The organism is Salinigranum marinum (assembly GCF_024228675.1).
Classification (GTDB): Archaea; Halobacteriota; Halobacteria; order Halobacteriales; family Haloferacaceae; genus Salinigranum; species Salinigranum marinum.
On record NZ_CP100461.1, the window covers coordinates 640,588 to 666,654 of the forward strand.

Annotated in this window: 27 protein-coding genes and 1 pseudogene; 14 read left to right on the top strand and 14 right to left on the bottom strand. The window is 68.6% G+C overall.

Translation table 11 applies throughout. The features are described 5' to 3' along the window. Positions 1 to 61: 61 nt before the first annotated feature. The 5 genes from NKJ07_RS03030 to NKJ07_RS03050 all read left to right on the top strand — a co-directional run bounded on the left by NKJ07_RS03030 (position 62) and on the right by NKJ07_RS03050 (position 6,171). A complete protein-coding gene (locus NKJ07_RS03030; RefSeq protein WP_318569119.1) occupies positions 62 to 1,279 on the top strand; it encodes a PstS family phosphate ABC transporter substrate-binding protein in 1,218 nt (405 codons plus the stop codon). A gap of 77 nt (positions 1,280 to 1,356) precedes the next feature. Further along, positions 1,357 to 2,490, top strand: coding sequence for a phosphate ABC transporter permease subunit PstC (gene pstC / locus NKJ07_RS03035; RefSeq protein ID WP_318569120.1), 1,134 nt, complete (start codon positions 1,357 to 1,359; stop codon positions 2,488 to 2,490). Further along, a complete protein-coding gene (gene pstA, locus NKJ07_RS03040; RefSeq protein ID WP_318569121.1) occupies positions 2,490 to 4,112 on the top strand; it encodes a phosphate ABC transporter permease PstA in 1,623 nt (540 codons plus the stop codon). Before pstC (NKJ07_RS03035) ends, pstA (NKJ07_RS03040) begins: the two co-directional genes overlap by 1 nt. Positions 4,113 to 4,121: 9 nt before the next feature. Next, positions 4,122 to 5,042, top strand: coding sequence for a phosphate ABC transporter ATP-binding protein PstB (gene pstB / locus NKJ07_RS03045; protein ID WP_318569122.1), 921 nt, complete (start codon positions 4,122 to 4,124; stop codon positions 5,040 to 5,042). A gap of 103 nt (positions 5,043 to 5,145) precedes the next feature. After that, positions 5,146 to 6,171 carry an AbrB/MazE/SpoVT family DNA-binding domain-containing protein gene (locus NKJ07_RS03050; RefSeq protein WP_318569123.1) on the top strand — a complete coding sequence of 342 codons (1,026 nt, stop codon included), beginning with the start codon at positions 5,146 to 5,148 and terminating at the stop codon, positions 6,169 to 6,171. A gap of 86 nt (positions 6,172 to 6,257) precedes the next feature. On the opposite strand, the gene NKJ07_RS03055 is transcribed toward NKJ07_RS03050, so the two are convergent. From NKJ07_RS03055 to NKJ07_RS03085, 7 genes are all read right to left on the bottom strand, one after another. After that, positions 6,258 to 7,247, bottom strand: coding sequence for a halo transducer protein (locus tag NKJ07_RS03055; RefSeq protein ID WP_318569124.1), 990 nt, complete (start codon positions 7,245 to 7,247; stop codon positions 6,258 to 6,260). Between the two features lie 123 nt (positions 7,248 to 7,370). Continuing rightward, positions 7,371 to 8,045, bottom strand: a complete 675-nt coding sequence (gene phoU, locus NKJ07_RS03060) for a phosphate signaling complex protein PhoU (protein WP_318569125.1) — start codon at positions 8,043 to 8,045, stop codon at positions 7,371 to 7,373. Positions 8,046 to 8,154: 109 nt separating this feature from the next. Beyond that, complete coding sequence (gene phoU / locus NKJ07_RS03065; protein ID WP_318569126.1) at positions 8,155 to 8,829, bottom strand: phosphate signaling complex protein PhoU; 675 nt, start codon at positions 8,827 to 8,829, stop codon at positions 8,155 to 8,157. Positions 8,830 to 8,991: 162 nt separating this feature from the next. Then, on the bottom strand, positions 8,992 to 9,873 hold the full coding sequence (gene pstB / locus NKJ07_RS03070) for a phosphate ABC transporter ATP-binding protein PstB (protein WP_318569127.1): 882 nt from the start codon (positions 9,871 to 9,873) through the stop codon (positions 8,992 to 8,994). Positions 9,874 to 9,882: 9 nt separating this feature from the next. Beyond that, entirely contained in the window at positions 9,883 to 11,532 is a 1,650-nt protein-coding gene (gene pstA / locus NKJ07_RS03075; protein WP_318569128.1) for a phosphate ABC transporter permease PstA, read from the bottom strand. A gap of 1 nt (position 11,533) precedes the next feature. Then, the gene (gene pstC, locus NKJ07_RS03080; RefSeq protein ID WP_318569129.1) at positions 11,534 to 12,493 is read right to left on the bottom strand and encodes a phosphate ABC transporter permease subunit PstC; all 960 of its coding nucleotides are present in this window, start codon (positions 12,491 to 12,493) and stop codon (positions 11,534 to 11,536) included. A 68-nt stretch (positions 12,494 to 12,561) separates the two neighbouring features. Next, positions 12,562 to 13,611, bottom strand: a complete 1,050-nt coding sequence (locus NKJ07_RS03085) for a PstS family phosphate ABC transporter substrate-binding protein (protein WP_318569130.1) — start codon at positions 13,609 to 13,611, stop codon at positions 12,562 to 12,564. 293 nt (positions 13,612 to 13,904) lie between these two features. Between NKJ07_RS03085 and NKJ07_RS03090 the strand changes: the two genes are divergently transcribed. Further along, a complete protein-coding gene (locus NKJ07_RS03090; RefSeq protein WP_318569131.1) occupies positions 13,905 to 14,906 on the top strand; it encodes a phosphate uptake regulator PhoU in 1,002 nt (333 codons plus the stop codon). A gap of 201 nt (positions 14,907 to 15,107) precedes the next feature. On the opposite strand, the gene NKJ07_RS03095 is transcribed toward NKJ07_RS03090, so the two are convergent. Further along, positions 15,108 to 15,494 carry a 30S ribosomal protein S8e gene (locus NKJ07_RS03095; protein ID WP_318569132.1) on the bottom strand — a complete coding sequence of 129 codons (387 nt, stop codon included), beginning with the start codon at positions 15,492 to 15,494 and terminating at the stop codon, positions 15,108 to 15,110. Between the two features lie 131 nt (positions 15,495 to 15,625). Here NKJ07_RS03095 and NKJ07_RS03100 point away from each other — a divergent pair, with 131 nt between their 5' ends. Continuing rightward, positions 15,626 to 16,075 carry a DUF2240 family protein gene (locus tag NKJ07_RS03100; RefSeq protein ID WP_318569133.1) on the top strand — a complete coding sequence of 150 codons (450 nt, stop codon included), beginning with the start codon at positions 15,626 to 15,628 and terminating at the stop codon, positions 16,073 to 16,075. Continuing rightward, a complete protein-coding gene (locus NKJ07_RS03105) occupies positions 16,075 to 16,527 on the top strand; it encodes a DUF7993 family protein (protein WP_318569134.1) in 453 nt (150 codons plus the stop codon). Before NKJ07_RS03100 ends, NKJ07_RS03105 begins: the two co-directional genes overlap by 1 nt. A gap of 19 nt (positions 16,528 to 16,546) precedes the next feature. On the opposite strand, the gene NKJ07_RS03110 is transcribed toward NKJ07_RS03105, so the two are convergent. The 3 genes from NKJ07_RS03110 to NKJ07_RS03120 form a co-directional block, all read right to left on the bottom strand. Then, positions 16,547 to 17,206 (bottom strand): HAD family hydrolase, encoded by a 660-nt coding sequence (locus tag NKJ07_RS03110; RefSeq protein ID WP_318569135.1) that lies wholly within the window; start codon positions 17,204 to 17,206, stop codon positions 16,547 to 16,549. Between the two features lie 87 nt (positions 17,207 to 17,293). Beyond that, a complete protein-coding gene (locus NKJ07_RS03115; RefSeq protein ID WP_318570526.1) occupies positions 17,294 to 18,040 on the bottom strand; it encodes a hypothetical protein in 747 nt (248 codons plus the stop codon). Positions 18,041 to 18,217: 177 nt separating this feature from the next. Next, positions 18,218 to 18,715 (bottom strand): universal stress protein, encoded by a 498-nt coding sequence (locus NKJ07_RS03120; RefSeq protein ID WP_318569136.1) that lies wholly within the window; start codon positions 18,713 to 18,715, stop codon positions 18,218 to 18,220. A 164-nt stretch (positions 18,716 to 18,879) separates the two neighbouring features. Here NKJ07_RS03120 and NKJ07_RS03125 point away from each other — a divergent pair, with 164 nt between their 5' ends. From NKJ07_RS03125 to NKJ07_RS24370, 3 genes and pseudogenes are all read left to right on the top strand, one after another. Beyond that, positions 18,880 to 19,083 (top strand): DUF8005 family protein, encoded by a 204-nt coding sequence (locus NKJ07_RS03125; protein WP_318569137.1) that lies wholly within the window; start codon positions 18,880 to 18,882, stop codon positions 19,081 to 19,083. A 96-nt stretch (positions 19,084 to 19,179) separates the two neighbouring features. Next, positions 19,180 to 20,253, top strand: a complete 1,074-nt coding sequence (locus tag NKJ07_RS03130; RefSeq protein ID WP_318569138.1) for a Gfo/Idh/MocA family protein — start codon at positions 19,180 to 19,182, stop codon at positions 20,251 to 20,253. A gap of 103 nt (positions 20,254 to 20,356) precedes the next feature. After that, positions 20,357 to 20,584: pseudogene (locus tag NKJ07_RS24370) on the top strand (winged helix-turn-helix domain-containing protein); the annotation flags it as partial. Here NKJ07_RS24370 and NKJ07_RS03135 read toward each other — a convergent pair. Next, the gene (locus tag NKJ07_RS03135) at positions 20,575 to 20,697 is read right to left on the bottom strand and encodes a hypothetical protein (RefSeq protein ID WP_318569139.1); all 123 of its coding nucleotides are present in this window, start codon (positions 20,695 to 20,697) and stop codon (positions 20,575 to 20,577) included. The pseudogene NKJ07_RS24370 and the gene NKJ07_RS03135 sit on opposite strands and share 10 nt — an antisense overlap. Before the next feature lie 63 nt (positions 20,698 to 20,760). Here NKJ07_RS03135 and NKJ07_RS03140 point away from each other — a divergent pair, with 63 nt between their 5' ends. The 3 genes from NKJ07_RS03140 (at position 20,761) to NKJ07_RS03150 (ending at position 23,809) form a co-directional block, all read left to right on the top strand. After that, positions 20,761 to 21,321, top strand: coding sequence for a DUF7351 domain-containing protein (locus NKJ07_RS03140; protein WP_318569140.1), 561 nt, complete (start codon positions 20,761 to 20,763; stop codon positions 21,319 to 21,321). Between the two features lie 219 nt (positions 21,322 to 21,540). Beyond that, complete coding sequence (locus NKJ07_RS03145; protein WP_318569141.1) at positions 21,541 to 22,887, top strand: FAD-dependent oxidoreductase; 1,347 nt, start codon at positions 21,541 to 21,543, stop codon at positions 22,885 to 22,887. A gap of 85 nt (positions 22,888 to 22,972) precedes the next feature. Then, on the top strand, positions 22,973 to 23,809 hold the full coding sequence (locus NKJ07_RS03150) for a DUF8054 domain-containing protein (protein WP_318569142.1): 837 nt from the start codon (positions 22,973 to 22,975) through the stop codon (positions 23,807 to 23,809). 194 nt (positions 23,810 to 24,003) lie between these two features. On the opposite strand, the gene trmB is transcribed toward NKJ07_RS03150, so the two are convergent. Next, positions 24,004 to 25,065: an HTH-type sugar sensing transcriptional regulator TrmB gene (gene trmB / locus NKJ07_RS03155; protein ID WP_318569143.1), complete on the bottom strand. Its 1,062-nt coding sequence runs from the start codon at positions 25,063 to 25,065 to the stop codon at positions 24,004 to 24,006. Between the two features lie 180 nt (positions 25,066 to 25,245). Beyond that, positions 25,246 to 25,986, bottom strand: coding sequence for a proteasome assembly chaperone family protein (locus tag NKJ07_RS03160; protein WP_318569144.1), 741 nt, complete (start codon positions 25,984 to 25,986; stop codon positions 25,246 to 25,248). Between the last annotated feature and the right edge of the window lie 81 nt (positions 25,987 to 26,067).

A 26,067-nucleotide genomic window follows, 5' to 3' on the forward strand; every position in this document is an offset into this window, starting at 1 on the left:
GCGGAGCGGGTGAGAGGGGTATTATAAACCGCTTTAATTGAATCTCCGGTTCGTCCACGTGATGACGGACGACCGCAATCGTCTGAGTGACCGGGTATCGCGGCGTAAGTTCATTGCGACGACCGGAGCTGTCGGGGCAGCGGGCCTCGCGGGCTGTAGTGGGCAGTCGGATTCGGGTGGCGACGGCGGCAGTGGCGGCGACAGTGGCGGTGCGGACACGGAAAGTAGCGGCGGAGAGTCGATGGAGGGCGAGACGGCGTCGAGCTCGAGTTCGTCGAGCACGTCGCTGCTCACCGCCGAGGGCTCTTCAACGGTGTACCCCATCTCGAACAAGGGGAGCTCCTACTGGAACTCCAACGCGCCGCCGAGCGACGGCGAGTACTGGGGCTCGAACTCCGAGAGCACCGTCCCCGGCTGGGACGAGATCCAGACGGACATGCTCATCGCGGACTACTACGCCCAGCAGTTCGGCTTCGAGCCGACCGAGCAGCGCTCCTCGCCGCCCTTCCCGACGACGGTCGGCCTGAGCCACTCGGGGACCGGCTGTGAGGCCGTCGTCGACGGCCTGGTCGACATCGGTAACTCCTCCGGCCCCATCACGGCCGAGCTCGACTGGAGCGAGGAGAAGCGTGACAGCACCGTCGTCGACCACGTCGTTGGCCGCGACGGCCAGCCGGTCGTCGTCAGCTCCGACGTCATCGAGGCCGGTGTCAGTCAGCTCACCGGCGAGCAGGTCCGCCAGATCTACCAGGGCGAGGTCAGCAACTGGAGCGAGCTCGAGGGCATCGACTACGACAAGGAGATCTACGTGATCGCCCGTGCCGAGGGCTCGGGGACTGACACCTCGTTCCGTCTCAACATGCTCGGCGACGCCGACGCGCCGATGGAGGTCGACACCCGCCAGGGCCAGAACCAGCAGGTCGCTCAGCTCGTCTCCCAGAACGAGGGTGCAATCGCGTACATGGCGCTGGCGTTCACCAGCGAGACGGTCGTCCCGATCGGCATTGATTTCGATGGGACGCTGTACGAGCCAGACCGTGACGCGGAGAACACCATCTTCGACAGCGACTACCCGCTCAACCGCGACCTCCACATGTACACGCTGATTGAGGACTCGAACCCCAACGGCGGCGGCACGGACGCCCGTGAGGCCGCGTTCCTCAACATGTTCCTCGGCACGTTCGGCCAGACCGTCTTCGTCGAGCAGAACAACTACATCCCGCTTCCGACGAGCGACATCGAGAGCGAGCGGCAGAAGCTCGAACCGCTGATGGCCTGATCGGGCCGGACGGACGCCGCAACTCGTCGATCCCGGTTCCCGTTTTCTGACCACTCATACACAGATTCGTTCACACCATGGCATCAGTCACAGAACAGGACGGTACCGATCTGCTGGCGGCGGCGCGACGCCGACTCGGCCGGGGACGCGACTTCGTCGAGGAGACGGAGCCGGGGGCGCTCGCCACCGTCGCAGTGATAGCACTCTCGCTGTTGGCCACGTTCGTCGGCTTCCTCGTCGTCTCGTCGCTGACGGTCGCCCCGTTCGCCGTCTTCGTCGCCGCGTCGGGGTACGGCTGGCTCCGCCACCAGGAGGAGACCGCGCTCGTGTTGACCCTGACGACCACGATGTCGACGCTGTTGATCCTCGGGCTCATCATCGTCTTCATCTTCATCGAGGCGGTTCCGGTGGTGCAGTACGAGACCGCCACCGTCTTCGGCGTGGGCGTTCCCGGCCTGCGGCTGTTCGTCGAGACTCGGTGGGACGCCGTCTCGAGCCCGATCCGGTACTCGATGGTCCCGATGATCCACGGGACCGTGATGGTGACGGTCATCGCCACGGCCGTGGCGGCACCGCTCGGGGTCGCGGCAGCGCTGTTCCTCTCGGAGATCGCCCCCGCGGTCGTACGCGAGTTCGTCAAGCCCGGCGTCGAGATCCTGGCCGGGATCCCCTCCATCGTCTACGGCTTCATCGGCTTTACCATCCTCAGCCCGTGGGCCTCCGACCAGTTCGAGCTCACCGGCCAGGGCACGTACCTCTTCGTCGGGATCGTCGTCGGCCTGATGGCGCTCCCGACGGTCGTGTCGGTCGCCGAGGACGCCCTCTCGTCGGTCCCCGAGTCGATGAAGAGCGGCTCGCTGGCGATGGGAACGACCGACTGGCAGACCATGACGTCGATCACGCTGCCGGCGGCGTTCTCCGGCGTCTCGGCCGCGGTCCTGCTCGGGGTGGGGCGCGCCATCGGCGAGACGATGGCCGCCACGGTGATGCTCAGGGGGGTCCCGCGGCTCACGGAGCCGCTGGCGAACGTCTTCTACGGCCAGGAGACGCTCACCTCGCTCATCGCCCGCAACTACGGCGAGGCGGACGGCCTGCAGATGGACGCGCTGTTCGCCGCCGGGGTGATCCTCTTCATCACCGTCTTGGTCATCTCGATCGGCGCGCAGTACATCGAGTGGCGGATGCGCCGCAAGCTGGGAGGTGACGCCTGATGGCGGGCGCGGCGGGGACGAAGCTCGTCGACCAGGACACCTCCGGCACGGACGCGGTCGCCGCGGTGGCGATCGGCGTCTCGGCCGTCCTGTTCGCGCTCTCGCTCGCAGCGCTGTTCGAGCTGGTGACGATCAGTGAACCCATCGGCGGCGTCCCGACGGTGACGCTGCTCGGCGGGCTGCTCGTCCTGCTTGGGGGTGGGGTGATGTCGTTCGGCGTCGGCTCGCGGCTCGGCTACGTCGAGACGCAGCCACGAGCGAGTGCGGGGCTCGTCGCCGGCTTCGCCGCCGCCGTTCCGTGGTTCCTGATCGCCGGCGGCGTCGCCTCGGAGACGCTCGGCCTGGGTGCGACCGGGGGCGCAGTCGCCGGGCTCCTCGTCGGGATACTCGCGCTACTGGCCACGGTCCTCCCGCGGGAGGACGTCGGGTCGACGGTCCCGATCGGGGCTCTGCCGCTGGTCGCCGGCGTCGCGTTCCTGACGGGCGTCGTCGGCCCGACGTGGATCTGGAACCTGGGCTGGGAGCAACAGGCATCGCTCACCGCCGAGTTCGTCATCCCGGTCGTGACGCTGTTTAGCGCGCTGTTCGCCGGCTGGGCCGCGGCGAAGGCGTACGGTGGTTTCGGTGCGCGCGGTCGCCACCTGGGCGCGTACGTGCTGGTCTATCTGAACGCCATCTCGATCGTCGCGTTCCTCTTTGTCCTCCTGGCGTTCACCGTGTTCAAGGGACTCCCGGGGCTGCTCACCGGCGTGCAGGTCGGTTTCGGCGTCGGGCCGGAGTCGGCGATCCTCGGGTTCACCTTCTCCGTGCCCGTCTCGATCCCGTTCGTGATGAACGGCGTCGCGCTCCTGAACGACTTCCAGGGCGTCCTGCCGGCGATCGTCGGGACGTTCTGGCTGGTCGTCGGGGCCGTGCTCTTCGCGGTCCCGCTCGGCGTCGGGGCCGCCGTCTTCCTGACGGAGTACGCCGAACGCGGGCGGTTCACGCAGGCGGTCGAGGTCGCCACCAACGGCCTGTGGAGCACGCCGAGCATCGTCTTCGGCCTGTTCGGATTCGCCTTCCTCGTCCCCCGGTTCGGCAACCAGAAGTCGCTGCTCTCCGGGATGCTCACGCTCGGCTTCATGCTCCTCCCGCTCGTCGTGATCACGAGCCGCGAGGCGATGATCGCCGTCCCCGACGAGTACCGCGACGCCAGCGCGGCGCTCGGGGTGTCGAAGTGGCAGACGATCAGGAGCGTCGTCCTCCCGGCGGCGCTGCCGGGCGTCGTCACCGGCGTCATCCTCGGGGTGGGCCGCATCGCGGGCGAGACCGCACCGATCCTCCTGACGATGGCCGGCGGGACGTTCGTCCCCGGCGGGCAGACGGTCGACGTGATCGGCGGGTTCGAGTTTACCGCGGCCCCGCCGTTCGTGGCGAACCCCGAACTCCTCCAGGCGACCTCCGCGCTGCCGTACCAGCTGTTCGCGCTCATCACCGCCGGCGTCGGCCTGGGCGACAGTGTCGCGAGCCCTGACGATTTCAGATGGGCGACGGCACTGGTCCTCCTGATCGTCGTCCTGTCGTTTTACGCCGTCGGCATCGGCGCGAGATACTACTTCCGGAGCAAGCTCCGACACGAGTGACCACGACCCATGAGCGAAACCACACATTCGAAGACCGAACGCGAGACCGAACGCGAGACTGAACAGCCCCTGCAGACGACGGCCGGCGAGACCGACGAACGAACGAGAGCGGAGTGGATCGACTACGACTTCGAGGGCGAGGCGAAGCTCGTCGCCGAGGACCTCGATGTCTACTACGGCGACGACCACGCGCTGAAGGGCGTCTCGATGGAGATCCCTGAAAGGAGCGTCACCGCGCTCATCGGTCCGTCCGGCTGCGGCAAGTCGACGTACCTCCGGTGTCTCAACCGGATGAACGACCGAATCGGCGCGGCGCGGATCGACGGCTCCGTCACGCTGGACGGGGACGAGATCTACCAGGATGGGGTGAACCTCGTCGAACTTCGCAAGCGCGTCGGCATGGTGTTCCAGTCGCCGAACCCGTTCCCCAAGTCCATCCGGGACAACATCGCCTACGGCCCCCGCAAGCACGGCGACCTGGAGACGGGACTCCTCGCGCGAGTGCTCGGCCGCTCGGACGAGGACGAAGAGGACGAACTCGTCGAGCGCTGTCTCCGCGACGCGGCGCTGTGGGACGAGGTCCACGACCGACTCGACGACAACGCGCTCGGCCTCTCCGGCGGCCAGCAGCAGCGACTCTGTATCGCGCGGTGTCTCTCCGTCGACCCGGACGTCATCCTGATGGACGAGCCGGCGTCGGCGCTGGACCCCATCGCCACCTCGAAGATCGAGGATCTGATCCACGAGCTCGCCGAGGAGTACACGGTCGTGATCGTCACACACAACATGCAACAGGCCGCGCGTATCTCCGATCAGACCGCGGTCTTTCTCACCGGCGGCGAACTCGTCGAGTACGGCGACACCGACAAGATCTTCGAGAACCCCGAGAGCCAGCGCGTCGAGGACTACATCAGCGGCAAGTTCGGGTGAGTCCGATGCAGCGTGAGAGTCGCGGCCGCGGTGAGAGCGGCCGCTCCGTCGTCGCGTCCGGTCGCGCGGGACCGACTGGCTCGGGAGGGGCCGGCGACTGACAATGGAGACGCGCAAGCTCCAGCGGGTCGGCGGGGGGACGTACACGGTCTCGATCCCGAAAGAGTGGGCCACCACCCACGGGCTCGAAGCGGGGACGGCGGTCAACCTGTACACCCACCTCGACGGTTCGATCGTCGTCCGGAGCCACGCGAAAGACGGCGGCAACCTCGCTACCGTCCGTATCGGGGTCGACGGAGAGGGACCCGACCGCGCTCGACGGGCGCTCCGGGCGGCCCAGGCTGTCGGGTTCGAGAGCGTCACGCTCGTCTCCGACGCGTCGTTCACCCCAGCGGAACGCCGCGCGGTGAACGCGATGGTGCGGGGGCTCGTGGGCACCGAGGTGGTCGACGAACGCGACGACGAACTGACCGTGCGCAACCTCCTCGACGCGTCGGACGTCTCCGTCCGTCAGTCCGTCGTCCAGCTGCAGTTCGTCGCGCTCTCGATCCACAGACGGGCGACCGCGTCGCTCACCGAGGCGAACGACGAGGCGTACGACCGGCTCCGCGAACGCGAGTCAGAGGCCGACCGACTGTTCGAGATGGTGTCGCGTCACTTCACCCGCGCGCTCATCTCGCTCGAAGAGGTCGACCGGCTCGGGACCACCCGCCCGGAGCTGTTCGACTACTACGAGACCGCCCGACAGCTCCGGGCGGTCGCCAGCGAGGGCGTCGGCATCGCCCGGGCGACGAGACGGCTCTCCCGGCCCCTGCCCGAGGGGGTCGCCGACGACGTGGCAGCGGCCGCCGACACGGCCCGAACGGTCGTCGAGGACGCGTCGGGCGCGGTCCTCGACGGGGGCGACTTCGACGCGGTCCACCGTGTGCTCGACGCTCGCGACGAGGCGCGGGCACGGCTCGACGCGCTCGACGATACGCTGACAGACGAGTGGACCGACGCCCTCGCCGACGCCGCCGACGCGATCGCGGTCGCGCGGACGCTGGACTCGTTCGTGCGGACGCTCGACTACGGGGCAGCGGTCGCCGACGTTGCGCTCCGGGCACGCACGCGGACCGAGAACCTGTGAGTGGGTCGCCGCCGTCGAACGCGACGGCTTCGTTTCGGTCGAACCGCCAGATGCCTCGACGACGGTTCCGACGATTCCGACGGTCGCTACGTCGATTCGTCGATGGCCGCCCGGTGTTCGTCGATCTCCGTCTGTACCGTCCCCCAGTCGATCGGCGGCTCGAACGCGTCGAGCGCGGCCTCGAACGCCGACAGCCGGTCCCCGAACCGCTCGCGCCACGCCGGCCGGGCGACGTCGTCGAGGCGGTCGCCCGTCGCCTGCCATCGGTCGTGGAGGTCGTCGAGTCGACGTTCGAGGTCGGCGGTTCGGTCGGCGGCGTCGATGCCCTCGCGCTCGTTCCACACGCGGAGGTCCGCGAGCTCCGCCCGAAGGTCGGGAAAGAGGAGCCCGACAGACCGATGACGGAGCGTCGTGTCGGCCCACGCGACGGCGGGCTCGGCCTCGTCGACCGTGTGTGCCCCGCGTTCGGCGTCGGTCACCGATCCGACGGCCTCGGCGAGGTCGGCGAGCGAGCCGTCGAGGGCGTCCAGTTCCTCGGCGAACGCCTCGAACCGCACTGTCGGATCCGCGAGCCACCGCTCGAACTCCTCGACGTCGACCTGGAGTTCGTCGGCGGCCCCCTGGACGGTGTTGGCCGCGACGGTGAGCCGCCGGATCTCGGCTGCGGTCTCGTAGAGATCGTCGTGCGCCGCGCCGTCGGCGACGAGCGCCCTGAGGTCCGCCCCGAGTTCGGGCAGCCGCGCCTCGACCGCGTCGAGCCGCGCCGCGAACGCGTCGAGGCGCGCTTGCACGGTGTCGAGGTCCGCGACCGGCTCGGCCGCCTCGCGGGCGTCCGATAGCTCGATCGCGGCCAGTTCCGCGCGGGTCTCGGGGGTCGAGACGACGTTCGAGAGGTACGACAGCGCCTCGTCGACGGCGTCGGTCGTCACGATCCCGTCCTCGGCGACGTGTGACAGCGTCCCGCGCACCTCGGAGGGGTCGCGCGCGTCGTCCTCGGCGACGACCGCGTCCACGGCGTCGTCCAGCGGTCGGCCAGCGATTCGATCCGGCGGGCGCTCGCTGTCCTCCTGACTCATGTACGGTCGGGGGTTGCCGCGGCGGGTCGTTATAGCTTCCGTCACGCCGCGAGCGCCGTCGGTTCGTCCAGGTTCGCCGCGAGTCACGCGCGACCGAACCGCTCGGCCGGCGGCGATGCGGCGTCAGTACAGCAGTTCGTCGTTCTGTTCGACCATGTACAGCGTCCGGGCGGCGATGTTGACCGCGTGGTCGCCGACGCGTTCGAGGTCGCGGATCGTGAGAAAGAGCCGTGAGACGTCCTGGAACGTCTCGTCGACCACGCTCTCCTCGTCGAAGGCGTCGGTTTCGAGGAGCGAACGGACGACGGTCTGGCTCGCTGCCTGACACATCGCGTCGACCTCGTCGTCGCGCTCGGCGAGGGCGAAACAGCGGTCGGTCTCCTCGTTCGCGTACGCCTCCATCGACTGCTCGACCATCTCGAGCGTCGCGTCGCCGATCTGTCTAATGTCGACCTCGGGGTAGGCCTCGCGCTCCGCGGAGAGCGCGTAGCCGCCGAGGTTCGTGGCGAGGTCGCCGATGCGTTCGAGATCGGTGATGATCTTGAACGACGAGGCGATGAAGCGGAGGTCGCCGGCGACCGGCTGCTGGAGCGCGATGAGGTCGATGCACTCGCTCTCGAGTTCGAGGTAGAGGCGGTTGATCTCGCCGTCGCCCTCGATGACCTCCTGGGCGAGGCGTTCGTCCTTCTCGTCGAGGGCGTCGAGCCCCCGACGGAGCTGTTCGGCGACCAGTTCGCTCATGTAGAGGACGTCGTCGCGGAGTCCCTGGAGGCGGGACTGGTACTGCTGGCGGGCCATATACGCGAGTCGAGTCGGTCCGGTGATAAAACCCTTTCCCACGGAACAATATTGCTATTTAGGCCTATTTATTGCAATGGTCCGCAGGATACGGAGACCGGGCCGGCGATCAGTACAGGTGGGTCGTCCGGTTCGTGACCATGTAGAACGACCGCGCGGCGATGTTGACGGCGTGGTCGCCGACGCGTTCGATGTCCCGGAGCGTGAGTAGCAGCCGGTTCACCTCGGTGAGCAGCCGCTGCATCTCCTCGCCTTCGAACGTGGTCGTGGTCTCGACGAGGTCGCGGACGACGGTCTCGGCGACGCGCTCGCAGAGGCCGTCGAGTTCGTCGTCGCGCTCGACGACCGTCGCGGCGAGGCGTTCGTCGTCGGTCGCGTAGGCGTCGAGCGACTGGTCGACCATCTGGCGGGCGAGCCGGCCCACGTCGAGGAGACTCATCTCCGGGAAATGCGGCTCTGCGACCGAGTGGACGTACGCCGAGAGGTTCGTGGCGAGGTCGCCGATGCGTTCGAGTTCGGTGATGATCTTGAACGAGGCGGTGACGAACCGGAGGTCACCGGCGACCGGTTGCTGGAGCGCGAAGAGGTCGACACAGCGGGATTCGAGTTCGAGATACCGCTCGTTGATCTCCTCGTCACCGTCGATGACCGCGGTGGCGAGGCCGTCGTCGTCCGTCTCGATGGCGACGAGCGCGTCTTCGAGCCGCGCCGAGACCGTCGCTCCGAACTCGACGACGTCGTCGCGGAGCGTCGCGAGTTCCTCCTGATACGCGTCGCGGGGCATGTCACCCGGTTGTCCGGAGCGACGGATTACTGTTTGGTTACCGGGGACGGACGCGTGGTGACCACCCCGACCGACGGATTGGTGGGCCGACGCCGGGCGAGAGCAAAAGGTGAAGCGACGGGTGACGGGAGAGCGACGGACAGCGCGGGGACACGACGTGAGCTACCCGAACTTGCCGGTGATGTAGTCCTCGACGCGCTGGCTCGCGGGGTTCTCGAAGATCTTCTGTGTGTCGTCGAACTCGACGAGTTCGCCGCCGGTGAGGAACACGGCCGTCTTGTCCGAGATGCGGGCGGCCTGTTGCATGTTGTGCGTGACGATCACGACCGTGTACTCCTCGGCGAGATCTGAGATGAGGTCCTCGATCTTCGAGGTGGCGATGGGGTCCAGCGCCGACGCCGGCTCGTCCATGAGCAACACCTCGGGGTCCGGGGCGATGGCACGGGCGATACAGAGCCGCTGTTGCTGGCCTCCCGAGAGGTCGAGCCCGGACTCGTGGAGCTTGTCCTTCACCTCGTCCCAGAGGGCGGCGCGCTTGAGCGACTCCTCGACGATGGCGTCGTAGTCGCCCCCTTTGTTCTGGATCTCCAGCCCGTACGCGACGTTGTCGTAGATGCTCTTCGGGAAGGGGTTCGGCTTCTGGAACACCATCCCCACCCGCCGTCGGAGTGCAACGGGGTCGACGTCGCGGTCGTAGACGTTCTTCCCGCGGAGGTAGAGGTTGCCCTCGACGCGCGCGGCGTCGACGAGGTCGTTCATCCGGTTGATACACCGGAGGAACGTCGACTTCCCGCAGCCGGACGGACCGATCATCGCGGTGACGCGGTTCTCGGGGATCTCCAGCGAGATGTCCGACAGCGCCTGCACGTCGTTGTAGTAGACGTTGATGTCCTCGGCGCGAATAACCGTCTCCGTCGGCGGTCTTCTCCCCCCTTCGACGCTCTCGCTGACGTCGGTCTGAACGAGCATGTCGTCGTCCGAGGGGTCCGCGGTTTCGTTGTGTGTCCGTTCGGCCATCGTCGTCTGTGTCTCTTCGTCAGTCATACTAGTCGGTTACTGTTCGGTTTGGAACCTGTTCCGGAGGACGATCGCGATGGAGTTCATCGCGAGCAGGACGCTCACCAGGACGACGACGCCCGCAGGCACGGCCTGGGTGTAGAAGTCCTCGCTGGCGAAGAGGCTCGCCCACGCGAACACCTGCAGCGGCATCGCGCTGGCCTTCGCGGAGAACTCCGTGGGGAGCGAGAAGACGACGGTCGGCGCGCCGATCATAATGAGCGGCGCGGTCTCGCCGATCGCGCGGCCGAGCGCGAGGATGGTCCCCGTGAGGATCCCCGGGAACGCCCGCGGGAGGACGACCCGCCGCACCGTCTGCCACTTGGTCGCGCCCATGCCGTAGGAGGCCTGTCGCTGGTCGTTCGGAACGCTCCGGATCGCCTCGCGCGAGGAGATGATGACGATCGGGAGGATCAACAGCGCGAGCGTCGCTCCGCCGATGGCGACCGTCCCGGTCGGCTGGCCGAGGTAGGTGACGAACACGCCGAGGCCGAGCAGGCCGTACACCACGCTCGGAACGCCCGCGAGGTTCGAGATGTTGACGTCGATGAAGCGGGTGAAGCGGTTGTCCGGCGCGTACTCTTCGAGGTAGACCGCGGCACCGACGCCGAGGGGGAACGCCAGGATGGCGACGGTGATCATCAGCAGGATCGAGCCGCCGATCGCCGGGTAGAGACCGGCGTCGACGGCGTTGCGGCTGTGTGGGCTCGTCAGGAACTGCCAGTCGACCCACGACTGGGGGCCCGCGTAGCCCATCGTCTCGACGACGAGCGCGCCGACCAGCGCACCACCGACGACGACGACGGGGACGAGCAGGCCGGGGCGGTCCGCGGGCCGGGAGACCGCGCCGCCGATCGTGTACGCCAGGGTGGGCACGACGGTCACACTCGCGAGCACGGTCGCCGGGACGGGGTCAATACCGACGAACGGACCGGCCACCGCACACCCCGCGACGAGTGCGAGCGTCCCGACGCCGGCGAGCGCGCCGACGCGGCCGTCACGGAGGGTCTTCGCGTAGAGGCCGACGGCGGCCGCGGCGATCAGCCCGATCGAGCCCGCGAGCAGCACCCAGTCGACCGGGAGAACGGGAAGGGTCGAAAAGACCGCCGGAACGCTCGGGACCAGCGTCGGTGCGCCGACGACGCCACCGGCGGGGCCGGGGAGGCCGAACAGCGAGAGGTAAAACAGGACGGTCGTGAGCCCGAGTTTGACGGTGAACGGGAGGCGTCGGGTCCGTTCGAGACCGACGACGAGCGCCGATGGCACCGCGAGGGCGAAGAGGTAGCCGAACCACGTGACCGGCGAGACGATGTCGATGAACACCATCGCCACGCCGCCGCTGAACAGCAGGCTGACGCCGAGCAGGCTGACGGCCATCACCCCGAAGGTGAGCGCGGACGAGTCACGGACGGCGAGAGAGCCCACGACCGCGAGCGTCGGGACGACGAGCGTCAGGAAGAACGCCAGATGCCAGCCGGGGTCGGCGGTGAGCGGCTGGATCGCGTCGTTGGCGACGAACACCAACAGCACGGCGAGCGTGACGAGCCCGAACATCGTCGCCGCCAGCAGGACGTACTGGAAGACGGTGCCGACGGTCTTGTCGACCTGACCGAACCCCTCGATGAGGTCCCCGCTCCCGGTGGCCATCTCAGTACTCCTCCCGGTAGCGCTGGGCGACGAAGTCGCTGATGACGTTCATGACGAGCGTGATGACGAACAGTGTCAGGCCGATGGCGAACAGGCTGCGGTACGCGAGCCCGCCGCCGGTGATGTCTCCCAGGAGGAGCTGGACCATCGCGGCGGTCATCGGAAGCGCACCCTCCTGGTACGCGGCGGGGTTGAGCGGATTGAGGAACTGCGCGCGCGACCCCGCGGCGACCGTGACGGCCATCGTCTCGCCGATGGCCCGCGAGAGCGCGAGGATGAACGACGAGAAGATTCCCGACAGCGCTGCGGGGACGACGATGCCCGTCGAGACGTCGAACTTCGTCGCGCCCATGCCGTAGCCGGCCTGTCGGAGTTCGTCGGGGACCGCCGACATCGCGTCCTCGCTGATGGAGGCGACCATCGGGATGATCATGATGCCGACGACGAGACTCGCCGAGATGAGGTTGAACGTCCCGACTCCCGGGAGCACCGTCTGGATGGCGGGGGTGATGTAGATGAGCGCGAAGAAGCCGTAGACGACCGTCGGGATGCCGGCCAGCACCTCGAGCGCCGGTTTCAGAACGGCCCGATGCTGGGGCTTTGCGTACTCGCTGAGGTAGATCGCCGTGGCGACCCCGAGCGGGAGCGCGACGATCGCCGATCCGATGGTGATCATCAGGGTCGCCGACACCAGAGCGAGGACGCCGAACTCGTTGTTGTTGATCTGCCACGTCGTTCCGGTGAGGAAGTCGACGATCGACGCCGTCGGCCCCTCGATACCCATGAGCGGTGCCGTGACGGTGAAGAACTTCGCCGCTTCGGTCACGAGCAACAGCACGATGCTGATCGTCGTGACGATCGAGAGCGCCGCACACAGGAAGAAGAACGAGCGTGTCAGGAGCTCTTGCGGTGCGTTCTCCGTGTTCCGCGTGAGGTCGTTCGTGATGTCGTCGGTGCTCATTTAGCTATATATCGTATGTGGCCTACTGAAAAGCCTCGTTATTCGTGTGTCGGTCTCCGGACCCCGGCTCAGTTCGACTGTGCGGCTTCGATGGCTGTTTCGAGCGCGTCTAGCTGTGCCTGTTGCTGCTCCTCGTCGAGCGGGACGTAGCCGACCTCGTTCGCGACGACCTCCTCGTTGGTCGTGTTCTCCATCCAGAAGCGGGCGAAGGCGGCGACCTGCTCCTCGGCGAGCGAGGCCGTCGCGGGGTAGGTGAAAAGCGGTCGCGACAGCGGCGTGTACTCGCCGGACTTCGCCGTCTCCAGCGACGGTTCGACGGGACCGTCGCCGTCGTCGATCGCGACCGCCTTCACCTGGTCGGCGCTCTGGCTGTAGTACGCGAAGCCGAGGTAGCCCATCGCGTACTGCGAGCCCTCCACTCCCCGGATGATGGTGCGGTCCTGCTCGGTCGGCGAGTAGTCCTGGCGGTGGCCCGGTCCCTCCTCGCCGAGCACCGCCTCGATGAAGTAGTCGTAGGTCCCCGACGCGTCGGTGGGGCCGAACAGTTCGAGCTCCTCGTCGGGCCACTCGGGGTCGATCTCGGACCACGTCGTCGGCGGCTCCTCGGCGGACCAGATCTCCCGCAGTTGCTCGACGGTGAGCGACTCCGCCCAGTCGTTGTCGTTGTTGACGACGACGGTGAGCGCGTCGGTGGCGACGGTGAGTTCGACGGGCTCGACGTCGTTCCCCGCACAGAGTTCCTCCTCCTCGGGCGAGATGGGCCGGGAGGCGTTGTTGAAGTCCGTCTCGCCCACGCAGAAGAAGTTCTGGAAGCCGCCGCCGGAGCCCGTCGACTGGAGGCTGAACTCGACGTCCGGGTGTTCCTCTTTGAACAGTTCGCTGAACGCGGTCGCCAGCGGGAACACCGTCGACGAGCCGGCGATGTCGATCGGCCCCGAGAGCTCGCCGTCGGACGCCGCCGTCTCATCCTCGCCGGCGGATCCGTCCGACCCGCCGGACGATCCGCCCGAGCCGCCGCCCGTGTTCTGTCGCGTACAGCCGGCGAGGCCGGCCGCACCGACCGCACCAGCACCGATCACGAACCTGCGCCGCGAGACGGAATCGCCCTCGTGTGTCATCGTCTGTGGTGAGCCGAGTGTGAAGTAAATACTCTACTAATATAGATATATAGTTCTATGTTTGAGTATTGGTTAGTGGTGAACGGTATCGTGAACGATTGATAAGTATAGACGAATTACACCGCCAAGAGCCACCCAGACGTCGATTTCGCCCGATCGCGCGTCTCCGTACTTCGTCGGTTCCGACCCCTGTCGTGACGATCAAAACCCACATGACGAGAAGAGTACCCACCGAGACGGGTTGATATATATCGATAGCCAAATTTATAGTGGAGTGCCGACCACCGGACGACATGGTCGAAACGCGCAAGGTCCAGGTCACGGGCGGGTCGACGTATACCGTGTCGATCCCGAAAGGGTGGGCGACAGAGAACGGCGTCTCAGCCGGCAGTGAGGTCGAGTTCTACCCCGAGGGGGACTCGCTGTTCTTGACGCCGCGATCCGAGGAAGAACGTACCGAGGGGACGCTCGACGTCACGGACCTCTCCGGCGACGAACTCACGCGCGCGGTGATGACGATGTACGTCTCGGGCTTCGACATCATCGCCCTGGAGAGCGCGCGCATCACGACCGACCAGCGCCGGACCATCCGGAAGGCCACTCAGAGCCTGGTCGGACTGGAGGTACTCGAGGAGACGCGCGACCGGGTCGTCATCCGCGACCTGCTCGACTCCTCCGAGCTCTCGATCCACAACGCCGTCACCCGGATGCGCCTCATCGCGCTATCGATGCTCGAGGACGCCCTCGCGGCACTGAAGGACCTCGACGAGGACATGGCCCGGGACGTCATCCAGCGTGACGAGGACGTCGACCGGCTCTGGATGGTCGTCTCGCGCATCTTCCGCGCCACGCTCCGAACGCCGAAGGCCGCCGAGGAACTCGGCCTCCCCCGGGAGATGTGTTTCGACTACCAGTCGGCGGCCCGCCAGCTCGAACGCATCGCCGACCACGCGACGAAGATCGCCCACCTGACGCTGAACCTCGAACGGCCGGTGCCCGAGGAGATCACCGCGGCGCTCGAAGAGCTACACGAGGAGGCCGCCGCCGTCGTCAACGGCGGCATGGACGCGCTGTTCGAGGAGGACAGTTCGGAGGCGACCCGCCTCGCGAACGAGACGCGCGAGGCCGTCCAGGCGATCGACGAGCGCGCACGCAGCATCGACGAACACCTGCGCGACCTCGACCCCGCCCGCGCGCAGGTGCTCGGGCTCATCGTCGACTCGGTCTCCCGAAGCGCCGACTACGGCGGCAACATCGCCGAGACGGCGCTGCAGAAGGCCGCGCCGACGCCGTAGGCTCCTCCGCAGACGTCTCGTCTCACTACGCGCGTTCCGCCGTGCCGCTCTCGACTGTTCTCGCGTCGCTCCGGTCGACGACCGTGCCGCGGGCTCTCTGATCCGAATCCGGTTCGAACTGCATCCCAACGCCGCCTCCGGCGCGCGACCGAACAGGAGAAGAGACCGGCCGGGCCGACCGCCGACCACGTCCGTTGTCCGTTACTCGTCGACGAGGACGCCGCAGACCTGGCCGTTCTGTCCGGGACGCGAGGTGACGCGCGCGGTCCGCTCGGTGCCGTCGACGTCGACCGTGATGATGGCACCCTTCGTGATGATGTTCCGTCGCTTGTAGTTGACGTTCGCGGGGTTGTCCTCGACGCCGAGGATCTCCGCTTCCGCGGCGGTGTCGCCGTCGGCGATCTGTGCGACGTTCGTCGACAGCGCGCGCGTCTTGGTGCCGTTGCCGCGGGCGTCGACAACTTGGAACCGCGGCTCGCCGACGGTCGTCTCGCTGGGTTCGCGGCCGAGTTCCGACCGGCGCTTGTTCCGCGAGGGTTTGATCCGACCGCCCGTCCGCTTCGTCGTGGAGCGTCCCTGGTACTTCATGCGTGGTCAGAGAGCCAGCGACTACTTGAATCGCACGACTTCACCCCTCTCGATCGTGCCGTGCGAACACGCCACAGCGTCGTCTCGGCCGAGGCACAACCGTTAACCGCCTCGCACGGACGGTGGTGGGTATGAGTATCGAGGTGACGGTCGCCACGCCGTTCCGACAGCACGGGACGGACCGCCTCGGGGAGGGCGAGTTCGTCGTCGCGCTCTCGCTGGATCGCGAGTGGTTCTCGCCCGACCAGGCGAAACGTCTCATCGACATCGCCGCCGGCCGCGGCCTCCTCGAACGCGACGGGGGTGACCTGGTGGCGACGTTCACTCCCGGCGCGGTCGAGATCCCCGACGGGTTCGTCCCCGACGAGTCGATCCTCCAGTCGCAGTCGCTGTTCGAGCGCCTCCTCGGGACGCTCGTCGCCGACGGCGTCGACAAACGGGAGGCCGTCGCGGCCGTCAACCGCCTCCAGCACGAACTCGGGGTGACGATCGAGACCGCCGCCGTCCTCGCCGCCCGCCGCCGCGGGATCGACCTCGGGGGCCTCACCGGCGAGGTGCGGCGGTCGCTCGTGGGGGAGTAATGGTCGACGACCGCCTCACGGACGGCCGACGCATCGCCGAACTGCTCGCCTCGGAACTCGACGGCCTCGGCGACGAACTCGCGGCCGTCGCGGTGGGTGACGCCGACCGCGACGCCGCGGCCACGCCGGAGGGCGCGTACGCCTACCGGGTCACGCTCCACGGTGGCGGGTCGACTGAAGACGCCGACGACACCGACGACGCCGACGACTCGCCCGGGGTCCGAGAGCTCGCGGTCGTCTTCGTCCAGCCCAACCGCGCCCGCGTGGAGTTCGTCGCGGCGCAGGACGTCGCCGCCGCGACCGGCGACGCCGAGGGGTTGCGGGTGCGCCCGAAGGCGGTCCGGCCACCCAGGACGCTCGTCTTCGTCGAGGACGGGGCCGCGGTCAAGCGGGCCGTCGCCGTGTTCGAGGCGGTCGTCGCGGCGGTCGGGGACGCCGAGCGCCGCGGGTAAGCGTCCGGGAGCGCCGTGACTACAGTTCGTCCAGTACCCCCGGGAGCGCCGTGGCCAGCTCGTCGCGGTCGACGAACGCGGCCGCCTCGGGGTGAGGGTCGGCGCTCCCCTCGAACAGCACCTGGATCGGGACCATCCCGACGCCGGCGGCACCCTCGATGTCGGCGTGGACGTCGTCGCCGACGTACACCGTCTCCGCGGGGGCCGTGTCGAGTTCCGAGAGCAGCGCCTCGAACGCCTGGGCGTCGGGCTTGCCCGCGGCGAGCGAGCCAGTGACGAGTTCGGCGTCGAACGCTCCGCTCCAGCCGAGTTCCCGGAGTTTGTCGTGCTGGGCGACGACGGGACCGTTCGTCAGCAGGCCCACGCGGTACGTCCCCTGCAGGCGGTCGAGCAGGGGCTCGGCACCGGGGACGGGTCTGAGCGCCTCGGCGGTGAGTTCGCGGTACGCGCGCGCCACCGCGGCGGGCGACGCAGACGTGTCGTGGTCCGACAGCAACGCGGCGAAGATGGGTTCGCGCGTCTCCTCGGTGAGACAGTCGGCGTGGGCGGCGAGGTACGCCTGCCGGGAGAGCGGCGGCGCGCCCGCGACCTGCGCGGCCTCGCGGAGAATGGTTCGGCGATCCCGCGTCGGAACCGCCAGCGTGTCGTCGAGGTCGAACGCGACGGCGGTGGGCGGCATTCGGCAGTTGGTAGCGCGGGAGCCCTGATGAGCGTGTCGGCATCGCAGCGGCGGGACTTTCCGTGTGACGGGCGGACGCGCGGCGGCTCAGGTGTCGGCATTCCCGGCGTGCTCGTCGAGCGCCTCGTCGACGTTCAGCTCCCCCGACGCCACGCGCCGCGCGAGTTCCTCGTCGATCGTGCGGTCCCCGCCCGACCGCTGCCGGGACTCGTCTTTGATCCGCTGGAGTTCGCCCGCCGTGGGCTCGATCTCCCGGGAGTCGACGCGTTCGCCGTCGAGGCGGGCGATGTTCACTGCCGCGAGCACGTCGCCCATCCCGCGTGCACCGGTGCCGAGATACGGAGTGGTCCCGGTCTCGTCGACGAGTTCGACCGGGACGTCGTCGAGGTCGTTGACGATGCGTGCCCCCTGAAGCCGCGCCCCGTCGCCGATCCTGACGAGGGGGTCGACCTCGCCGTCGATCTCCCGGCGGACGGTGTCGACCGTCTCCGCCAGGGGGACGTGGAACGCCGCGACGACCACCTCGCCGGAGAGGACCGCGATCCCGGGTCGCGTCCCGGGGTCGACGCCCACGACCGTCCGGCCCCCGCCGCCGCGCAGTGTCGCCAGCGCCTCGTCCACCGCCCGCCGCGCGTCGTCGCCGCTCGCGACCACCTGCTCGGTCCCCGTCGGGACGTCGACGGCGTCGAGGTCGTCGGGGGAGACGACGACGACGCGCGCCCGGTCGGGGAGCGGATCACCGGGTTCGACCGTGGTGAAGACGGTCCCCCGGTCGCGGAGTTCGGCGACGACCTCGTGGTAGAGTTCGAAGTCGGCAGTGGCGACGACGATCACGCCGCGTGGTTCGCGGCGCGACAGATAAAACGTGTCGAGCGGCACGGCCGTCCCACCACGGCGGGACCACGCCCACGGGACCGCGCGCTCATGAGGACGTGAGCTGGGGAGCCGCCCGTAGGCGGCGCTATCGGGCTGGCTTCCGAACCGAAAACGGGAGGGTCGAGCCGGAGCGTCTTACTTCGTGTCAGCGCGGACGAACGTCACCGGGCAAGGGGCCGACAGCATGACCTCCTGGGCGACGCTGCCGAAGACGGCCTTGCCGGTCGGCGAGCGCTTGCGGCCGCCGACGAGGACGAGATCGGCGTCGCGTTCTTCGGCGAGCGCGACGACGCCGTCGGCGTAGTCGCCGACGAGGCCGTGGATCTCGTATGCGACGCCGGCCTCGTCGAGGAAGGCGACGAGTTCTCGGACCGACGAGTACCGGCCCGCGACGTCGTCGGGGTCGACCTCGGCGGCCTCGCGGTCGAAGCCGAGCGCGTCGACGCGATCATCGAACTCCTCGCGGGTGAACACGTGGCCGATGACGACGGTCGCGTCGGCGGGACCCGCGATGTCGATGGCTTCCTCGGCGAGGCGCTCGACGCGGTCGGCGTCGCTCGGGCCGAGCGCGACGAGCACGCTGTTCAGACCGGACTGTCGCTGCTTCTGGTTCTGTACTGGTGTCTGGCTCATATTTCACGGTACGCCGCCGCTCGTAATAAGCGTTCCGAAGAATTAACTCGATATTGAGTAAAATATTGTAACGGTCGTTCGTGTCCGTCGCACCCGTGGCGTCCGCCGTCCCGCTCGCCGATCCGATGACCGACATATAAGTATCGCCCGACCCAACGCCGGCCATGGTCACGCAAGAGGGGTACCTCTTCTTGGGCGGCATGACCCTGCTGTTTTTTTTCTGGGCGTACGGCATCGTCCGGTTCCTCATGGACGTGAAGAACATCTACATCCCCAAGGGCAGACAGTACGTGCGCGGGCGGCGGCGGCTGAAAGAGGAGAAGAAGAAGGAAGAAGAACGCGAGGAGAAGGAACGGCAGCTGTACTGACGGCGTCGCCACCCGACGGCGCGAACTCTTCGAGAAGTGTTGACACGGGGCGACGAACACGCAACACGTAACCACCACGCCCGTATCGGGTGATGCATGACCGCCGAAGACGACGGACTGGTTCGGATCGGAATCATCGGGTTGGGGAACATCGGCGGCTATCACGCCGAATTCCTCGGGGACGTCGACGCCGCCGACGTGGTCGCAGGACTCGACATCGACGCCACGGCGCGCCGTTCGTTCGCCGAGGAGTACGACGTGGAGACGTACGAGGACCGCGCGGAGCTGTTCTCGGTGGTCGACGCCGTCATCGTCACGACGCCGAACCGGTTCCACGAGGAGTACGCCGTCGCGGCGCTGGAGGCGGGCGTCGACGTCCTCTTGGAGAAGCCGCTCGCACACACGGTCGAGAGTGCCGAACGGATCGTCGAGGCTGCCCACGCCGCGGAGGCGATCTGCATGGTCGGCTTCAACAACCGCTTTTCGAACCCGGTCGAGGTGCTGAAACACGACCTCCGGGCGGGACGGTTCGGCGACGTGACGCACGTCGAGGCCAACTACGTCCGCCGCCGCGGCATCCCCGGCCGTGGCTCGTGGTTCACCTCGAAGGACGTCGCCGGCGGCGGCGCGCTCATCGACATCGGCGTCCACGCCATCGACCTCGCGCTGTACTTCCTCGGCTTCCCCGAGGTGGTCGAGGTGTCGGGGACGACCCGCGCGGAGTTCGGCACCCGCGACGACTACACGTTCCTCCGGCAGTGGGGGACCGACGAGGGGCCGGGCGGGTTCGACGTCGAGGACTCGGCGTCGGCGTTCATCCGGTGTGCCGACGGGCGGACGGTCTCGCTCGAAGTCGCGTGGGCGGCGAACCGTCCCAACACCGACGAGTTCGTCGTTCGGGGAACCGAGGCCGGGGCGCGACTCGACCGCAACAGCCACGAACTCACGGTGTACGACGGCGGCGTCGGCGGGGCCAACCACCTCTCGACGGCGACCGTCGACACGCAGGAGTCGGTGACTCACCGAGAGGAACAGCGTGCGTTCGTCCGCGCGGTCGAGGCGGGGACGCTCGCCCGGAACACGGTGGACGAGGCACTCGCGGTCCAGCGTGTCATCGACGCGATCTACCGCTCGTCGGCCGAGGGGCGCTCGGTCCGCCTCGACGACTGAGATCGGCCCGGAGACGGCGTCGGGTTCGTCGCCGGGAGGTGATCGACCGGACGAGAGGGTGTGGGGAGTGGGATTTATTCGCCCGTTCGTGGTACGTGTACACATGACAGTGGACGTGGACGACGGGGAGTCGCTGGCGCACTCGCCGGACCGCGTGTTCGCGCTCCTCGGGAACGAGACGCGAATCGGGATCCTGCAGGCGCTCTGGGACTGTTACGACCCGTACGCGACGGACAACGCGGTCTCGTTCTCTGACCTCTACGACCGGGTCGGCGTCGACGACACGGGCAATTTCAACTACCACCTGAGCAAACTGGCCGATCACTTCGTCCGCCGGTCGGAGGGCGGGTACGAACTGGCCGCGCCCGGGCTCAGGATCGTCCGTGCGGTCGTCGCCGGCGGAGTCACCGGCGATCCGACGCTGGCGTCGACGCCGGTGGACATCACCTGCAAGCGGTGTGGGGGGTCGGTCGAGATAACGTACGAGGACGGAACCACGTGGGCGCGGTGCACCGTGTGCGAGGGCTACTGGCGACAGCGAGGGGGGAGATCCTCGGGTTCAGCCTCCCGCCCGCGGGGCTCCGCGACCGTGATGCCGACGAGATCCTCGACGCGACCCTCGTCTACTCCATCCACCGGTTCGAGACGATGGTCCACGGCGTCTGTCCGGAGTGCAGCGCCGCCGTCGACGCCTCGCTCGCGGTGTGCACGGACCACCACGCCGGCGACGGGGTCTGTGACGCCTGCGGCTCGCAGTTCCTGGGAATCGCCACCTTCGTCTGTGAGTCGTGCAAGTTCGCCTGGCGGAGCCCCAGCTACGCGCCGGTCTCTCGCCATCCGGCTCTCGTCTCGTTTTACGACGACCACGGGATCGAACACGTCCCCTGCACGTGGGCGGCGATCAGCCGCGGCCTGGCGTGGCGCGAGGAACTCCTCGCGACGGATCCGGTCTCGCTCCGGCTAACCGTCACACACGGGGGTGATCGCCTCCACCTCACGCTCGACGAGACGGCCACCGTCGTCGACGTGGACCCGGACGCGACCCGGGGACCGGATCCACCACGCTAGCGGGTGCCGACGGACGTCCTGTCGGACTCGCAGCGAATCGTCCGCCGAGAAGTAAAAGATAGATTACAGTAACTGGCTGCTGATTACGGCTATGTCGCTTCCCGGGCGAGTGTAGAGTGCGATGGATGACACGAACCGCATCGGACCGCGCCGGGGAGGCGACCGGACCAGTCGTCACGGGGACAGGAGCGAACGGATACACCGACGCGGGTGGTCGCCGTGACGCTCCGCACCGTCCCGCGGTACGACGGCGCTCGGGTTCCCCAGTGGGGTGCGCACGCGGTGGTGGTCGGCGCGAGCATGGCCGGGCTGTTCGCGGCCCGCGTCCTGGCCGACGCGTTCGCCGCGGTCACGGTCGTCGACCGCGACCGACTGCCCGACGAACCGGTCCCGCGCCGGGGCGTCCCGCAGGATCGGCACCCGCACGCGCTGTTGGAGGCCGGGCGAGCGACGATCGAGGACCTCTTTCCGGGCTGTGGCGAGGCGGTCGTTGCGGCCGGCGGCGTGGTGACCGACTTCGCGAGCGACGTCGGCTTCTACAACGAGGGGGCGTTCCTCGCAGAGGGGCCGGTGCCGCTGGAGACGATCTCGGCGAGTCGACCGCTGTTCGAACACGTCGTCCGGGGGTACGTCTCCGACCTCGAAGGGGTCCGGATCCGAACTGGGTGCCACTGCACGGACTACGTGCTCGACGACGCGGGGACGACCGTCGAGGGCGTCGAGGTGCGGACGGACGCGGGGCCGGAAGAACTCGCCGCCGACCTGGTCGTCGACGCCACCGGCCGGACGAGTCGGACGCCGGCCTGGCTGGCGACCCACGGCTACCCACGGCCCGCGGTCGACGAGGTTCGAATCGAGATGAGATACAGCACGACGTTCGTCGACCGACCCGCCGGCGACCGTCGGACGTACCTCGTGCCGCCCTCACCGCCCCGGACCCGCGGTGGGATGGCCGCTCCGGTCGAGGGGAACCGCTGGATCGTGAACCTCCAGGGCGTCCACGGGACGGCCCCCCCGACCGACCGAGCGGACTTTTCGGCGTTCGCGGGGAGCCTCCCGACCCCCGCGCTGCAGCGTCTCGTCGACGAACACCCGTGGGCGTCCGACTCGGTCGAGCGGTACCCTTTCCCGTCCAGCCGACGCCACCGCTACGAGGACCTCGATCGGTTCCCTCGTGGCCTGCTCGTCGTCGGCGACGCGGTCGCCAGCTTCAATCCGGTGTACGCACAGGGTATGTCGGTCGCCGCCCTCGAAGCCGTCGTCCTCCACCACGTCCTGGCGGACGGTCACGAGGACCTCGCCCCCCGGTTCTTCCACCGCGCCGCGGCGATCGTCGACGTTGCGTGGGCGCTGGCGGTCGGTGCCGACTTCGGGTTTCCGGAGACGCAGGGTGACGAGCCCCGCGGAGCGGCCTTCTTCAACTGGTATCTGGGGCGACTCCTCCGACACGCACACACCGACGGCACGCTGACGGACGCGTTCGTCCGCGTGCTCATGATGGAGCGCCCACCGACCACACTGCTGCGCCCCGGCGTCGCCTGGCGCGTGCTCAAGCCGGTCGGCTGAGAGACCCGCTCGTCGTCCGCCGACCCACCCCGCGACGGGCCCGCCGAGAGACAGGTTCAAACCGCCGCACGCCGCACGTCCGGTCATGCTCCCGTCCACGCTTCGCCGCCCGGCGTACACCGGCGAGAACCGGTGTTGGCCCTGTACCGTCGTGAACGCCGCCGTGGTCCTCGTCGCGGCCGGACTCCTCGGCGTCGTCTCGATCCCGCTGGGCGCCGTGGCGCTCGTCTGTGGGTTCGCGCTGGTCGCGCTCCGCGGCTACGTGGTTCCGTACACCCCCGCGTTCGCGCCGCGGCTCGTCGCGAAACTCCCGGTCGACCTCGGCTTCGATCACCCGCCCCGGGCCGACGGCGGTCGGGAGTCGGAGTCACTCACGGGCGACCACGAGGTCGACGGCGACGCGCTCGTCCGTCGACTCGCGGAGGCGGGCGTCGTGACAGCCGACGAGTCGGGCGATCTGTTCCTCGCGGACGGGATCCGTCGGCGGTGGGGGGCCGGGATGGACCGCCTCCGCACCGTCTCGGCGGGGGAACTCGCGGCGGCGACCGCCTCGGCCGCCCCGTTCCCCGCCGACGGGCGGGTCGAAGGCGACGGCGACTGGGTCGTCGTGACGCGAACGGCTGAGACGGGAGACGACGGGTCGCCCGACGGCGAGGCGGGCGACGAGGTGTGGCTCTCGCGGGCGCACGCCATCGCCGACACGGCCGTGGTGGCCGCCGTGGGCGACCGCGTCGATGCACTGACGGCCGCACGGGCCGCGACGCCGCTGCGGCTCTTCCTGGAGACGTGTCCAGTGTGTGGCGGAACGGTCGAGGAGACGACAGTGAAAGCGTGCTGTGGCGGGACGGCTGGCGTCTACGACAACCCAGAGACGCCCGTGCTCGCCTGTGCCGACTGCGGCGAACCGCTGTACGAGTTCTGAGGCCGGCCGGAGGGAGTCCTCTGAGATGGATAGTACGCCGACGCGTCGTGGTGAGCGATCGAAACCACGGCGCGGTGGTGCGTGGCATCGCACTTCCAGTGAGCCACGTACGCGGTCGCCGTGACCGACAGGATCGGCTCGGGGAGGTCGACCACGTCACCGCGACGCAACCGTCCGCCGTCCGTCGGCCCCGCTCAGTCCAGCGACGTCCGGTCCGGCACGCCGTCGCGGCCGAGGAGGATCTCCTGGGCCTCGACGGACTCAAGCGCGGCGACGAGGCCGCCGACGTCGACGGGGCCGTCGTCGGTCTCGACGACGAACGACGCCACCTCCTCGGTGTCCTCGAAGGTGTACGTCTCGACGCGACCCTCGATGATGATGGCCTCACCGGTCTCGACGTCGCGGCCGGAGACGGAGGCGTAAAACGGCCCCTCCAGTTCGCGGACGTCCTTGACGGCGCGGCGGATCGACGCGTACCGCCGGGGGAACGGCCGGCGCTTGCCGTCGGTGTCGAGCGTCTCGGCGGTGGTCCACAGCACGGTGCCGAAGAAGCCGCTCACGAGGAAGCCGAGCGCCGAGCGGTTGAAGATGACGCCGTAGCGGTCGCGGTCGTCCCTGAGCGCGTCCTGGGTGGCGTAGATGGAGTAGTCGCCGTCGGCGACCGCGAGGACCGGGGTGGTGATGCCGCGGCGGGCGCGGGCGACGGTCGCGACGTCGAGGTAGTCGAACTCGTCGGGGTGGGGGGCGCGCGAGGCGGGCGTCACGAGCAGGTCGATGCTCACGCCCGCGTCGATCTGTCGGGCGAGGTCGTCGCGGAACCGCCGAAGCAGATCCGGCGTCAGCGAGAGCACGAGTTCGTACTCGGCGGTCTCGATGATCTCCTCGACGTACCGGAGGATGGTCGACCGCGACTTGACCAGGGTCACCGCCTCCGTGTCGCGAGCGGGTGCGGTGTAGCGCGCCTCCAACTCCGAGACCAGCTCGGTCAGCGACGTCTGGATGCTCCCGAAGGCGTCGTCGGGGTCGACGGCGACGATCTTCATCGGCCGGGACTCCCGGAGTTCGACGAGCCCTCGGTCCGAGAGCGACCGGACGGTGTCGTACACCCGCGGCTGGGGGATGTCGGTCCGATCCGCGATCTCGCTCGCCGTCAGTTGGCCGTGTTCGAGCACCGCGAGGTACGCCTCGATCTCGTACTCCCCGAGGTTGAAGCGGTCGCCCACCCGCTCCAGTGTCGTCCGCAGATCGTCTACCATACGCGGACGTTGGTCCTCTCGGATAAAACATTTATTATATATCGAGTAGCACAGTGTTACGAGAACCCGTTTTCGTATTTTGTGAGTTGACACGACGCCGTCGGTTCCGGCGTCTTCGGCGTGCCCGCCCTCAGGGCGGCAGGTGGATCGAACGGTGCGACGCTAGCTGGGTTCCGCCGCTCACATGTACATCCGGTCCTCGGGCGTGTCGGTCTCCTGGGTCTCCATCCGCGCGGCGAGGTCGGCGTAGTACCGCCGGACCCGCTCGGCGAACCCGGCGAGCGGGGCCGGGTCGATCCCGAGACTGTAGACGGTTTCGACGGCCTCGACGAGCCGGATCGCCGCGTCGACGTCGGGCGCTTGCGCGTGAACCGGCGTGACGTACACGCAGACGCCGAGCGGGGAGCCAAGTCCCCGCGCCATCAGCGCCGCGTTGACCCCGTCGAGGAAGCCGCTCCCCATCGGCGGGATCTCGCCGCCCGCGAGGCGGCGTTCGTAGTAGTCCTCGGTCGCGATGTGGAACGTCCGATGGGCGTCGGGTCCGTGCGGGACGGGAACACCGGCGAGGACGGCGACCTCCTCGACGCCGCCGCCTTCGGTCCAGTCGAGGACGGCGTCGGCGAAGGCGCGCCCGACGGAGACGGGGACGAACAGTTCGCCGACGAGGACGGTGACGTCGAGGTCCGCTCGCGAGTAGAGCCGGGTGGGGTGGCGGGGCCGTCCGTCGGTGAAGGGCGTGATCGCCGGGAGCCCCTCGACGGTCACGTGTCCGTGCTGTTCGAGGTCGAGGTGGTCGATGAGGAAGTCGACCGCCGTGAGACCGGCGAGACCGAACGTCGAAAAGCCCGCGAGGATCGTGCCGCTCGGCTCGGCGTCGTGTGAGACACTGAAGTCGGGCCTCGTCTGTGCCGGATCGATCATGTACACGAGGTACGACCACGTCTCGCTTAGTTGTTCGTCCCTGGCCGGAGCGGTGCCCCGCGTCGTGTCGGATCCCAGAGC